Below are 13,035 nucleotides of genomic sequence, written 5' to 3'. Positions count from 1 at the left end.
TAATTCTTATATTCCAAACTCGCAAATTGGAATTTGAGAATTGACAAAGTGAAAAAATTATTTATTTAGCAACTCCAATAATTCTTTCACGGTTTCCATGTCGTCAAAATGATGGCGAACACCATTGACCTCTTGGTACGTCTCATGACCTTTTCCAGCAATGAGAATAATATCATTAGGACGAGCCAATTGACAAGCTATTTTTATAGCCTGCTTTCTATCAGTTACTGAAAGCACTTTTTTATAATTTTGAGCTTCAACACCTTGTTCCATTTCACTAATTATCTCTTCTGGATCTTCATTTCTTGGATTATCTGAAGTCAGAATCACTTGAGTACTCAATTCCGAAGCAATTCGTGCCATTATAGGACGTTTCGTTTTATCACGATTTCCTCCACAGCCTACAACTGTAATCAATTGTTCATTTTTAGTTCGAATATCGTTGATAGTTTTCAACACGTTTTCGAGAGCATCAGGAGTATGAGCGTAATCTACAATCGCAGTAATATTAGTCTCAGATACAATAAATTGGAAACGACCCGAAACACTTTCTAAATCCGACAATAATCGAAGCGCTTCTAGACTATCCATTCCCAACTCGATTGCTGCAGCATAAATAGCTAAAAGATTATAAGCGTTAAAAGTTCCTATCAGTTTTACCCAAACTTCGTTATCATTGATTTTCAGCAACAATCCCGACAATTGGTTTTCTAAAATTTGCGCTCTATAATCAGCATATGATTTTAAAGCATAAGTGATTTTTTTAGAAACTGTATTTTGCAACATTACAGGACCATTCTTATCATCAATATTCGTGATTGAAAAAGCCGTTTTAGGAAGGTTATCAAAAAATGATTTTTTTACATCTCTGTATTCTGAAAATGTGGCGTGATAATCCAAATGATCATGTGACAAATTGGTAAAAATCCCTCCTGTAAAATGTAAAGCTTCCGTTCTTTTTTGGTGAATACCATGCGAACTCACTTCCATAAAGCAATAGTCCACACCCGCCTCTTTCATCTCAGCCAAATAATGATTGATTGTAATCGAATCTGGTGTAGTATGTGTGGCTTTGTATTCGATTTCGTCCACCATAATTTTGACAGTCGAAATCAAACCAACTTTAAACCCTGCTTTTTTAAATAATTGAAATAATAAAGAAGCAATAGTTGTCTTCCCGTTCGTACCTGTAATTCCAACTAATTTTATGTCTTTCGATGGGTTTTCAAAGAAATTCGCTGCCATAAAGGCTAATGCTTTATTGGTGTCAATTACCTGCACATAGGTTATTCCAGCCTCTAACTTTTCGGGTAAAGTATCACAAACAATAGCAACGGCACCTAAAGCAATCGCTTTTTGAATATAATCATGACCATCTGAAATCGTACCGCGAATGGCAATAAAAATGTCATTGGTTTCGATTTTTCTTGAATCAAACTCCAATTTATTTATCGCAACATCAGTTGAACCTTTTAAAGATTCAATAGCCACTTTATATAATATGTCTTTTAATACAATCACAGTAATTCTAGTGTTATAGTTGTGTTCTTAATTAAATTTTGTCCCGCCTGTAGCGATTGAGTTTTTACTTTACCCAAGCCTTTTGCTTGCACTCTTAATCCTAAATTCTCTAACAAAGCAATAGCATCCATTCCTGGCATTCCTTTTACATTTGGAACCTGATGCTGTGGTCTTTGCAGACTAGCAAAGTAATTATGATAACTTTTTTCTTGTTTTTCTATCTTTCTATTGACGTTTTTAATTTCGTTTGTCGAAGGAACATCAGTAAAAATCTTTTGAGCTATTCTTTTGAAAACTGGACCAGCAACATCTGCTCCATAGTAATTATTGTTTACTGTACTTGGTTTATGGACCACTACAATACACGAATACTTAGGATGATCTGCTGGGAAAAAACCAACAAACGAAGAGGCATAATATTTACCTGCTCCACCATCTTTACTATAATTTACTTGTGCTGTTCCTGTCTTACCCGCCATCGAAAACTCTTTGGAATACAACTTCGAACCTGTTCCTTTTTTTACCACATTTTTCAGAACTTCTTTCAGTTTCAAAATCGTTTCTTGCGAACAGATTTTAAGATTGATTACCTCAGTTTCAATTTTTTTGATGGTTTTGTTCCACTCTTTAATTTCTGAAACAAAATGTGGTTTTACCATCACACCATTATTTGCAACTGCATTATAATAAGTCAATGTTTGCATCGGTGTAACCGAAACCCCATAACCAAATGCCATCCAAGGCAACGAAATATTTGACCATCTTTTATCCGAAGGTTGTGGAATATAAGGTCTTCCTTCTCCTTTGAAATCCATGTTTAACCTCTTATTCAAACCGTATGAATTCACATGATTTACAAATCGTGATGGATTGTCTTTATAAGCATTGTAAACCGCTTGTACCATCACCGTATTCGAAGACAATTCAAATCCTCTAGCCAAAGAAATTTTCCCGTAACCTCCTTTATGCGAATCTCTAACTGCTTTTCCTGAATACCTAATTTCACCACCTTTACTATCATAAACGGTACTTGTATCAGCTACTTTGTCTTCTAATAAAGCCATCAAATCCACTAATTTAAAAGTCGAGCCAGGCTCATGTGACTCCGCTACAGCATAATTGGTTGTTTCATAATAAGTTCCATCATTTGCTCTTCCCAAATTTGAAATTGCTCTTACAGCACCTGTTTGCGTTTCCATAACTACCACGCAACCGTGATCAGCCTCAAATTCTTGCAACTGTTTTAACAATGCATGGTGTGCGATATCCTGAATATACACATCGATAGTCGATATCACATCATAACCATCTTGTGGATCCACTTCATTCAAATCACGAATTGGTTTCCATTGGCCTTTGGCAATCTTTTGTTTTAAAATCTTCCCATCCTTACCATTAAGATAATCACGATACGCCCACTCAATTCCTTTACCATCATAGGTGTTTTCACCTGTCTTTCTTTCATAACCAATGGTACGCTCTGCAATTTTGCCAATTGGATGTTCTCTAACTGTTTTTTGCTCTACAATAATTCCACCTTTATAAGCACCTAACTTGAATAGAGGGAATTTTTTTATTTTTATGTAGTCGGTATAACTTAAATCTCTACAGATTAAATAATAGCGATTATTAGTTGCTCTCGCTCTACGAAGTTCATTTTGAAAATAACCACTTGGCTTTCCTAAGACCGTTGCCAATGAATCCGAAAGAGCAGCAACATTCTTTTCAAACACTTCGGCTTTTGGAGCCAAGGCATCAAAACGTATTTCATAATTAGGAATTGAAGTCGCTAGTAAACTCCCATCGGCTGAATAAATATTTCCTTTATTAGCAGGAATCACAAAATTTCGAACCGTTCTTTCTTTGGCTAAATCTCTATAATACTCCCCTTCAACCCATTGAATATTGGTTAATTTTACAGCAATAGCTACTGCCATCAAAAAGATAACAAAAGCCACTAGGTACATTCTATACGATATGTTTTTATCCTCTACTGCCATATTTTTTTAAAAAAACCTTTTTCTTCTTCTTTTTTCACTTTAATTTTTACTGGAGGAACTGTTGCTGGATAAATTTCCTTAGCCTCCATTTTTGCCGACACCGTAGATTCCATTCTTAGTTTCATCAACTGGGAACGTCTGTCTACAAACTCCGAACGCAATTCTTTTACTTCGGATGTAATTGCTGCGATTCTGAACACTTTTTGCTCGTAACGCTGTGTATTTGCAATCATAATAATTGCCAAAACGATGATAAAAACAATAAACCGCCAATTCTTAACCGCATCATCATCGATAAGAAACTTTGCTTTTAATATGGCGTATAAACCGTGTTTCATATTTCCTCTCCCCGACCCTTCCGCCGCGGCGGAAGGGAGACTGGGCATTATCAGTTAAAATTTATTTTTTTTCGAATCTTTAAATAAATAATAAATTGTAATTATTATTTCTTTTCAGCTATTCTTAATTTTGCACTTCGAGCTCTATTGTTGACTTTTATCTCTTCATTATTAGGAATGATTAATTTTCCAACCAACTTAAAAGGAACTGAAAAATTTCCAAAAAAATCGCGCTCTGGTTCCCCTTCAAACATTCCATTTTTAATAAATCGTTTTACCAATCTATCTTCTAGTGAGTGATACGAAATCACACTTAATCGTCCTTCTGGGTTTAATATTTCTAAGGATTGTTCTAAAAACTCTTTCAAAACATCCATTTCCTGATTTACCTCAATACGGATGGCTTGATAAATTTGGGCCAATACTTTATTACGAACACGCTCCGGTAAATATTTCGCCAAAACCTCCTTCAATTCATCAGTCGTTTTAATAGGCATTTGTTCTCTAGCCTCTATAATAGTTCTAGCAAGAGCGGGTGCATTTTTCAACTCACCATAATCATAAAACACTCGTTTTAGATTTGCATCATCATATTCATTCACTACTTTATAAGCACTTAATGAATTTTTCTGACTCATTCGCATATCTAAATCAGCATCAAAACGAGTTGAAAAACCTCTTTCAGGAACATCAAATTGATGGGAAGAAACCCCTAAATCTCCTAAGATCCCATCTACACTTCTCACCCCGTAAAAGCGCAAAAAGCGTTTGATAAATCTAAAGTTCTCATTGATTAATGTGAATCGCTCATCATCCAAAGTATTCGCCAATGCATCTTCATCTTGATCAAAAGCAAACAATTTTCCATTTGGACCTAATCGACTCAAGATTTCTTTTGAATGACCTCCTCCACCGAAGGTTACGTCCACATATATTCCATCAGGTTTAATATTCAAACCGTCAACTGATTCCTTAAGCAAAACTGGATTATGATATTCCATTGTCATCGTCATTTAAATTTCCCATTACATCCTCGGCTAGATCCGCAAAATCAATATCATCGCCACTTATTGATTGCTCGTACAAGTCTTTATCCCAAATCTCCACAATATTTACTGCTGAAGAAAAAACGACATCTTTTGAGATTTTCGCAAAAGCAACAAGATCTTTAGGCACTAACAATCGCCCCAAAGAATCGATTTCAACCATCTTTACCCCTGCGGTAAAACGTCTAATAAAATCATTATTCTTTTTTACAAATCGATTTAGCTTATTGATTTTGGCCATCATCAAATTCCACTCTTCCATTGGATACAACTCCAAACAAGGTTGAAAAACGGAACGCTTCAAGACAAAACCGTCTTGAAGTGAAGCAGTTAATTGCTTTTTCAAAGGCGCAGGTAACAACACCCTCCCTTTAGCATCAACTTTACACTCATATGTTCCTACAATTGTATTCAAGAAAACTGTATTAAAATGATTTAAGCAAAAATATAAAAAATTCTACCACATTTTACCACAATATACCACTTTGTTGATAAGTTTAACCACTTTACAGCAAAAGACCTTAATTTTTGGACGCTCAGCTTGTTAGCTTCAAAAGAAATCACGTCAAAGAATATTCAGTAGTACTTAAAATCCATTGGTTTTTTCGCAAAGAATTAACGATAAAACCCATTTATTTACAGTCAAAAATCGGCCTCAAAAGAAACTATTTCTGATTATCAAAATCAAACCTCAGTAAAAAGTCAAGACTTGAAATATTCTATTCAAAAAACAGATACAAAAATTCTTTTTTACTTATTAAATCCTATATTTGTGAAAATTGAAATCTGGAATTATTAAAATGGAAAAAAACTATAAGATAGAAGGTAAATACAGCTATTATGAAGCTGGTGAAGGAACGCCGATTGTAATTTTACATGGTCTGATGGGCGGACTAAGTAATTTTGATGCTGTTGCTAGTTATTTTTCTGAAAAAGGATATAAGATTGTCATTCCAGACTTGCCTATTTACACTCAAAGCATACTAAAAACTAATGTTAAAGCTTTTGCAAAATATGTAAAAGACTTTATTACATTCAAAGGATTTGACAGAGTAATCCTTTTAGGAAACTCATTAGGAGGACATATTGCCTTATACCACACTAAAATGTACCCTGAAAAAGTAGCAGGACTAGTAATCACAGGAAGTTCAGGGCTTTACGAAAGTGCCATGGGAGATAGTTACCCAAAAAGAGGAGACTATGATTATATTAAAAAGAAAGCTGAAGATGTATTTTACGATCCAAAAGTAGCTACACCTGAATTAATAGACGAGGTATATGCCACCGTAAACGATCGAATTAAATTGATTAAAACTTTGACCATCGCTAAAAGTGCTATTCGCCACAATATGGCCAAAGATTTACCAAAAATGCATGTACAAACTTGTATCATTTGGGGAAAAAACGACAAGGTAACACCACCAGAAGTTGCTGAAGAATTTAAAAATTTATTACCAAATTCTACTTTGTATTGGATTGACAAATGTGGTCATGCAGCCATGATGGAACACCCTGAAGAATTCAATCAATTACTAGAAGAATGGCTCAATAAAACCAATTTACAAGCCTAGTACTAGCGAATTTATATATTAAAAACATGAAAATTAATACAGCCGAATTTATAGTAAGCAATTCAGACGTAACAAAATGTCCTAAAGACTTTTTGCCCGAATATGCTTTTATAGGTAGGTCAAACGTAGGGAAGTCATCATTAATCAACATGTTGACCAACCAAAAAAAACTAGCTAAAACCTCTGGACGACCAGGAAAAACACAACTTATCAATCATTTTTTAATTAACAAAAACTGGTTCTTGGTTGATTTACCAGGTTATGGATACGCTAAGGTTTCTAAAAAAACCAAATCTGTTTTTCAACAATTTATTACTGATTATTTCGAAACAAGACAGCAATTAGTTTGCGCCTTTGTCCTAATCGATATTCGTCACGACGCACAAGCTATCGATATTGAATTCATGTCGTATATGGGCGAAAGTGAAATTCCGTTTTGCATCATTTTTACCAAAGCAGATAAAATTAGCAAAACTAAAATAGACTCCCATATTGCAGCTTACAAAAAACAAATGTTTGCTAACAATTGGGCAGAGATGCCTCCATACTTTGTAACATCTTCTACAGAAAGCATCGGAAAAGAAGAATTACTAAGCTATATCGACGAAGTCAACCAAGACGTATTTAAAAATAACAATAGCCCATTTTAATCCATTCGGCTGTAAATCAAAAACCCCAAAAACATTTTTTATTTGTTTTTGGGGTTTTTCTATAAAAAACTATGTCTATTCTAAATACGACTTATAAACACCAATGATATTCTTTTTATTTTTTTGACAATTCAAAAAGACAAAAAAACATCTATTACAGGTACACACATACTGTGCTCCTAATTTTTTAAAAGTGTAATTTTCATATCCTCATCTTCTAATATCATTTTATCACTTTCAATGGTACTTTCGTATGAAAATGGAGTTCCAGTTTCATCCTTGATGGTTAAACTTCTACCTTTTTTTGTCAATATATAAATTCCATCATTAAAATCTCTTTCTAAATGCCCACTAACATATCCGTCATCAGTAAAAGTTAAAACTCCTTTTTCCAAAATATCATTTTTAACGGAATCCGTCATTGGTATTTTAGCTTCAACTTCTGTTACCTTCCAAGAATCGACCAGTTTTTTTCGTTTTTTATTGCATGAAACCATTACTATGGCCAATAATAAGATTACGAATACAAATAATTTAGATTTTTTCATGATTTGAGATTATTAAGTTAGACAACAACAAGTTACGAAAAAAAAATTTAAATCACTAACCGCTCCTTAATCACAGAAGTATTCTAAAAAAGAACTCTTATTAAACTAACGAACCATAAAAAGAAAAAAAACTCAAAAATAACTGCTGTTATCCTTGAGTTTTCCCGTTAAACATTTAAGAAAATAATTCCACGTATGGTTATGACTGCCCCAGACAGTAGCGACAGCCCCGACTGAAAAAAGCTGTTTTTTACGGGAGTTACAGAGCGACCGGAGGAAGCTCCTGGAACGACCTAGTAAAAAAAGCGTTTTGAAGGAGGGCTAAAGCGAATGGCTGGATTTGGCCCTAATACAATTATTTCCCTCCTGTCAATTCTAATTTCTCTGCAAAGTAATCACAGAAATCCCTCATCGTTGCTGACATTTTTTCGTCACCAGTAGCACGATGAAAAGTATCCGACATGGCGACTAAGGTTTGATGAAAGAAAACTTTCATTTCGTCGACAGGCATATCTTTTGTCCATAAATCAATACGCATACTCTCTTTGGCTTTGCTGTCCCAAATCGAAAGCATAATCGCTTTTGACTCTTCTAAAGTTACTCCACCATCTTGCGCAGACCATAATAGTTTTTCGGGCACACGGTTTTCATCTAATTCTACTAGAAACTTAATTTCTGATCTGTTTTTATCTGACATTATTTCTTGGGTTTGTATTTTGATTTTTCAAATATTTCTTTTGCATCAATATGCAGTAGGTCCTTTACAGAAACCTCATTGTTATCCATATAAGCTCGTACAATTTGCCAACCTATCCAAGCCCCTACTTGACCAGGGCTTTCGTTATCAATTTCCAAATAAAATTTAGAAAAAGGAGCTGGACTCACAAATCGGGAACCTAACTTTTGGTCATCACTATATAGTAATTGTTTCTCCATAAAGTATTCCCACATATAAACCTCATTTTCTTGACACCAGGTTAATTGTTCTGGTGTGTAGCCTATTTTATCTGCATCTGAATAACCAGGTAATAACACATCCTTTATATACAATTCTTTACCTGCATAGATCATCTTTGACAGAAAGTTTTTATCCAAATTAGGCTTGGTTTTAAATTTAAAAAATGCAGACACCACATCAGGCATGATTTGGTTTCTTTCAAAATTTCGCTTGATATAATTAGGAAATTGATAAAAACGATGGTCTTTACCTAAATACAATTCGAGCGCTATAACGACTAAACTGTCGGCATAAATAACTTTATTATTGTAATCCATATCACTAATCACGGTAACAACTTTAGGTGTTCTAGTTTCTGGAAAATAATATTTAATATGCTTATAGGTTTCTTCTAATTCATTTTTTACAGGTTCAAAATCAGCATACTTTTTTTGAACTTCTCTATATAATTCCCTCCATTGCGGGTTTTGCATTTTTTCAATCCAAACTTCATCATCATTACCCGGTGGAAAAAACAAAGGATATTCTTTTTTTACCTTATCCAAATCCTTAGGCGAGGCTTCAAAAAAAGCTTTATCAAAACGCTCTACTTTAATATTGACAGAAATATCTTGGATTATCTTTTCTGATTTGCTTTTTTTTCCACAAGAGAGCAAAAAGAAACTCAGAAGAATAGGAATAAAATATAATTTCATTTTATTTTAATTAAATTTGTGTCGGAAAAAATACTCTTTGCATCACATTTGTAAGCGATTGCAAATATACGTATTCCTACTTTTTAAAACTTAAACAAATATGACTAAAAAAAGTACGATTCCGGTTGAAAAAGTGAATACTCACATTGTCAACTGGTTAAAAAAATATGCTGAAAAAGCAAAAGTAAATGGATTTGTAGTTGGAATATCAGGAGGAGTTGACTCCGCCCTGACTTCCACTTTATGCGCACAAACTGGCCTACAAGTATTATGTGTCGAAATGCCTATTCACCAACACGCAAGCCACGTTAGTCGTGGACAAGAACATATCCAACAATTAAAAGAGCGTTTCCCTAATGTCTCTAGCGTCCAAACAGATTTAACTCCTGTTTTTGAAGCTTTCAAAAAAGAAGTTCCAACAGACTACGATGAAAAGAAATTACAACTTACCTTAGCCAATACAAGAGCTCGTTTACGAATGACCACATTATACTATCATGCAGGTGTTCACGGGTTATTAGTGGCTGGTACAGGTAATAAAGTTGAGGATTTTGGGGTAGGTTTTTATACCAAATATGGTGACGGTGGTGTTGACATTAGCCCAATAGCGGATTTATTAAAATCGGATGTATTTGCATTGGCATCATACTTAAAAGTTCCCGAATCTATCCTAACAGCCATGCCTTCAGATGGTTTATTTGGAGATGAAAAAACTGATGAAGAACAGTTAGGCGCTAGTTATGACGAATTAGAATGGGCAATGCTAGCTGACGAAAAAGGACTAGAAACAACTAACTTTTCTGAGCGTGAAAAAGTGGTGTTTGCCATCTACAAACGTCTAAATTTGGTCAACCAGCACAAAATGAATCCTATACCTGTTTGCGAAATCAACAAAATTTAATATTTTTTGTCGGAAAAACTTGCTATTCTGTTTTTTTATGACTAATTTTACTATCCCGTTTCTTACAAACTAACATAAATATAAATAAATACCACATAAATATAAATACCATGATAAAAGTTTGTTTAGCTGATAGCTTACCAGTAGTACACTTTGGAGTAAAATCATACTTCAAAGACCATTCAGATATCTCAATTGTTGCCAATGTTGGTAGCTTTTTGATGATTCGCGACATCCTTCTTACAAAAGAAATTGATGTTTTAATCTTAGATTTAGAACTTGAAGGTTTGTCAAGTATTTTCGAAGTAAAATCTATTTTAAAAAACTTTCCTAAGACTAAGATTATCATCTTTAGTAGTCTTTCAGAACAAATTTACGCACCAAATGCTATTAAAGCAGGAGTGTCAGGATATGTTCATAAAAAAGAAAAATTAGAAACTCTTGGTCAATCTATTATCAAAGTAAACCAAGGAAAAATTATTATGAACGAAACCGTGAAGAAAAATTTAGCCTTAATTGCTAAACAAAACAAAAGCGAGCGTTTGTACAGAAAACTTTCAAACCGTGAGGTAGAGGTTTTACGTTATTTGAGCGGAGGTAAAAAGAACCACGAAATAGCAGACATCCTAAACCTTAACGAAAAGACAATTAGTACTTATAAGTTAAGATTGTTAACCAAATTAAATGTGACTAACTTAGTAGATTTAGTAAACAAAGCGAAAACTCTAGAGATTGTTTAACTAAATCGAGACATTACTCTACCTAATTTTTTTGAAAAAGAATTTGTTAGGGTATTATAGTCCATAATCATTGACAAAGACTCCATATTATCTGTATCAGGTGATATGGAGTTTTTTAATTCTTCAATAATACTCCCTACTAAATACCATCGCATGGTCAAAATTGTTTCGTTAACATTTTGAGCAATGGTATCATTCTTCGTTTTGGGAAAAATATTTTGACCTTCCCAATTGTGCATGACTAACTTTTCATCTTCCATCAAGATATCCGTTACTTCTTGTGCATATTCTGGAGGTAAATGCATTAAATACTGCTCTAAACTAAAGCTTTCATTTTGCAAATAATGATTTATCAAATCATTGAAAATCGCTCTAAACAACGGATTTGCAAGTTCCACTTCGTCCTCTTGCAAACTTAGATAAATACGCTGAAACACTTTTAATGACTTTTTCTCCGTTACAGTTACAATCTCGCCTTCGTCATTGGTCTTTAAAAAAGTATCTTCAAATTCTTCTTCTTTATTTCCATAAAGCAATAAAATCTCAATTATTTTACGCTCCAAACGATACAAAATATCTACTTTTTCAGATGTTTGAGGTGTGTCATTTTTTACCACTTCAAAGGATTTCTGCTCCTTTTTAGCTTTCTTTTCGACCTCAACAACATCTTTTTGTGTTAACTGCGCCAAAGTACTCACTAACACTTGTTCCGAAATATCCATGATTCGGGAACATTCTTGAATGTACACCTCACGCTGAATTCTATCTGGAATTTTAGAAATACTCTGAACCATATCCCGTATCAAGTCGGCTTTTTTGATGGGGTCATTTTTTGCCTCATCCATCAAAAGTGACGCTTTGAATTGGATAAAATCCTTGGCATTATTCTCCAAATACGCCACTAAATCATCATAAGGCGTTTTTTTAGCAAAACTATCGGGATCTTCTCCGTCAGGGAAAGCACAAACTTTAACATTCATTCCTTCCTCTAGAATCAAATCGATTCCGCGAATGGAAGCACGCAAACCAGCAGCATCCCCATCAAATAATACGGTAATATTTTTTGTTAACCTATTTATTAATCTAATCTGGTCAGGCGTCAAAGCGGTACCCGAAGAGGCAACCACATTTTCGATTCCCGCTTGATTAAATTGAATTACATCTGTATATCCTTCGACTAAGAAACAGTTGTTTTGCTTGGCTATTGCTTGCTTGGCTTGATAAATACCATACAACACTTTACTCTTATGGTACAATTCACTTTCAGGCGAATTGAGGTATTTCGCTGCTTTTTTATCATTTGTCAAAATTCGGCCACCAAAACCTAAGGTTCTTCCAGACATACTTTGAATAGGGAACATCACACGACCTTTAAACCTATCAAAAGGGCGATCTTCTTTAGGAATAGTCAAACCTGTACTTTCAAGAAATTCCAATTTATATCCCTTTCCTAAAGCTTCTTTAGTAAAAGCATCCCAAGTTTCAGGAGAATATCCTAAACTAAATTTATTGATAGTTTCAGTAGTAAAGCCTCGTTCTTTAAAATAAGAAAGTCCGATAGCTTTACCCTCCTCAGTATGTAAAAGAGTTTTATGAAAATAATCTTTAGCAAATTCAGAAACTAAATACATACTCTCACGAGCATCCATATTTGCTTTTTCTTCGTTTGTTTGCTCAGTTTCTTCAATCTCGATATTGTATTTTTTTGCTAAGTAGCGAATTGCTTCAGGATAAGTAAAATGCTCATGCTCCATTATGAAGGCCACGGCATTCCCTCCTTTTCCAGAACTAAAATCCTTCCAGATTCCTTTTGCAGGCGAAACCATAAACGAGGGTGAACGCTCGTCCGAGAATGGACTTAATCCTTTAAAATTACTCCCTGCACGTTTCAATTGAACAAAATCGCCAATTACTTCTTCCACACGAGCAGTTTCGAAAACGGTATCAATAGTAGCTTTTGTAATCAATTTTTTAAGTGATAAAGTTGCAAAGCATCAAAGATACAAAGTAACAATATCAATGACAATGAGAATATCAAAAATCAATACATCTTTTAAATTAGCTCAC

13 protein-coding genes are annotated in these 13,035 nt (G+C 34.2%); 4 read left to right on the top strand and 9 right to left on the bottom strand.

Features of this window, described 5'->3' with window-relative positions; translation table 11 throughout:
- Positions 1-57: 57 nt before the first annotated feature.
- The 5 genes from SLW70_RS06155 to mraZ form a co-directional block, all read right to left on the bottom strand.
- Positions 58-1,521: a UDP-N-acetylmuramoyl-L-alanyl-D-glutamate--2,6-diaminopimelate ligase gene (locus SLW70_RS06155; RefSeq protein ID WP_320891185.1), complete on the bottom strand. Its 1,464-nt coding sequence runs from the start codon at positions 1,519-1,521 to the stop codon at positions 58-60.
- Positions 1,518-3,521: a penicillin-binding protein gene (locus SLW70_RS06150; protein WP_320891184.1), complete on the bottom strand. Its 2,004-nt coding sequence runs from the start codon at positions 3,519-3,521 to the stop codon at positions 1,518-1,520. Before SLW70_RS06150 ends, SLW70_RS06155 begins: the two co-directional genes overlap by 4 nt.
- Positions 3,512-3,859: an FtsL-like putative cell division protein gene (locus SLW70_RS06145; protein WP_320891762.1), complete on the bottom strand. Its 348-nt coding sequence runs from the start codon at positions 3,857-3,859 to the stop codon at positions 3,512-3,514. The genes SLW70_RS06150 and SLW70_RS06145 overlap by 10 nt, the downstream gene beginning before the upstream one ends.
- A gap of 104 nt (positions 3,860-3,963) precedes the next feature.
- Entirely contained in the window at positions 3,964-4,872 is a 909-nt protein-coding gene (rsmH, locus tag SLW70_RS06140; protein ID WP_320891183.1) for a 16S rRNA (cytosine(1402)-N(4))-methyltransferase RsmH, read from the bottom strand.
- Positions 4,847-5,320: a division/cell wall cluster transcriptional repressor MraZ gene (mraZ, locus tag SLW70_RS06135; protein WP_320891182.1), complete on the bottom strand. Its 474-nt coding sequence runs from the start codon at positions 5,318-5,320 to the stop codon at positions 4,847-4,849. Before mraZ ends, rsmH begins: the two co-directional genes overlap by 26 nt.
- 385 nt (positions 5,321-5,705) lie before the next feature.
- On the opposite strand from mraZ, the gene SLW70_RS06130 reads away from it, so the two are divergent.
- On the top strand, positions 5,706-6,476 hold the full coding sequence (locus SLW70_RS06130) for an alpha/beta hydrolase (protein ID WP_320891181.1): 771 nt from the start codon (positions 5,706-5,708) through the stop codon (positions 6,474-6,476).
- Positions 6,477-6,502: 26 nt separating this feature from the next.
- Positions 6,503-7,126 carry a ribosome biogenesis GTP-binding protein YihA/YsxC gene (yihA, locus tag SLW70_RS06125; protein ID WP_320891179.1) on the top strand — a complete coding sequence of 208 codons (624 nt, stop codon included), beginning with the start codon at positions 6,503-6,505 and terminating at the stop codon, positions 7,124-7,126.
- A gap of 179 nt (positions 7,127-7,305) precedes the next feature.
- On the opposite strand, the gene SLW70_RS06120 is transcribed toward yihA, so the two are convergent.
- From SLW70_RS06120 to gldB, 3 genes are all read right to left on the bottom strand, one after another.
- Positions 7,306-7,623, bottom strand: coding sequence for a hypothetical protein (locus tag SLW70_RS06120; protein WP_320891178.1), 318 nt, complete (start codon positions 7,621-7,623; stop codon positions 7,306-7,308).
- A 406-nt stretch (positions 7,624-8,029) separates the two neighbouring features.
- Positions 8,030-8,371, bottom strand: coding sequence for a gliding motility protein GldC (gldC, locus tag SLW70_RS06115; RefSeq protein WP_320891176.1), 342 nt, complete (start codon positions 8,369-8,371; stop codon positions 8,030-8,032).
- Entirely contained in the window at positions 8,371-9,327 is a 957-nt protein-coding gene (gene gldB / locus SLW70_RS06110) for a gliding motility lipoprotein GldB (RefSeq protein WP_320891175.1), read from the bottom strand. Before gldB ends, gldC begins: the two co-directional genes overlap by 1 nt.
- A gap of 100 nt (positions 9,328-9,427) precedes the next feature.
- Here gldB and nadE point away from each other — a divergent pair, with 100 nt between their 5' ends.
- Together nadE and SLW70_RS06100 are read left to right on the top strand one after the other, a co-directional pair.
- Positions 9,428-10,228, top strand: coding sequence for an NAD(+) synthase (nadE, locus tag SLW70_RS06105; protein WP_320891174.1), 801 nt, complete (start codon positions 9,428-9,430; stop codon positions 10,226-10,228).
- A gap of 110 nt (positions 10,229-10,338) precedes the next feature.
- A complete protein-coding gene (locus SLW70_RS06100) occupies positions 10,339-10,968 on the top strand; it encodes a response regulator transcription factor (RefSeq protein WP_320891172.1) in 630 nt (209 codons plus the stop codon).
- Here SLW70_RS06100 and dnaG read toward each other — a convergent pair.
- On the bottom strand, positions 10,965-12,935 hold the full coding sequence (gene dnaG / locus SLW70_RS06095; protein WP_320891171.1) for a DNA primase: 1,971 nt from the start codon (positions 12,933-12,935) through the stop codon (positions 10,965-10,967). The two genes, SLW70_RS06100 and dnaG, sit on opposite strands and share 4 nt — an antisense overlap.
- Positions 12,936-13,035 lie beyond the last annotated feature (100 nt).

The sequence above is a fragment of the Flavobacterium sp. NG2 genome (assembly GCF_034119845.1).
Classification (GTDB): domain Bacteria; phylum Bacteroidota; class Bacteroidia; order Flavobacteriales; family Flavobacteriaceae; genus Flavobacterium.
Note: the sequence above shows the minus strand (reverse complement) of the source record. Positions and strands in the feature narration are given on the sequence as shown.

Coding starts and splice junctions, on each gene's coding strand:
- SLW70_RS06130 (WP_320891181.1), top strand. CDS start 5,706: ATGGAAAAAAACTATAAGATAGAAGGTAAATACAGCTATTATGAAGCT.
- gldC (WP_320891176.1), bottom strand. CDS start 8,371: ATGTCAGATAAAAACAGATCAGAAATTAAGTTTCTAGTAGAATTAGAT.
- SLW70_RS06150 (WP_320891184.1), bottom strand. CDS start 3,521: ATGGCAGTAGAGGATAAAAACATATCGTATAGAATGTACCTAGTGGCT.
- nadE (WP_320891174.1), top strand. CDS start 9,428: ATGACTAAAAAAAGTACGATTCCGGTTGAAAAAGTGAATACTCACATT.
- gldB (WP_320891175.1), bottom strand. CDS start 9,327: ATGAAATTATATTTTATTCCTATTCTTCTGAGTTTCTTTTTGCTCTCT.
- SLW70_RS06145 (WP_320891762.1), bottom strand. CDS start 3,859: ATGAAACACGGTTTATACGCCATATTAAAAGCAAAGTTTCTTATCGAT.
- yihA (WP_320891179.1), top strand. CDS start 6,503: ATGAAAATTAATACAGCCGAATTTATAGTAAGCAATTCAGACGTAACA.
- SLW70_RS06100 (WP_320891172.1), top strand. CDS start 10,339: ATGATAAAAGTTTGTTTAGCTGATAGCTTACCAGTAGTACACTTTGGA.
- rsmH (WP_320891183.1), bottom strand. CDS start 4,872: ATGACGATGACAATGGAATATCATAATCCAGTTTTGCTTAAGGAATCA.
- SLW70_RS06120 (WP_320891178.1), bottom strand. CDS start 7,623: ATGGTTTCATGCAATAAAAAACGAAAAAAACTGGTCGATTCTTGGAAG.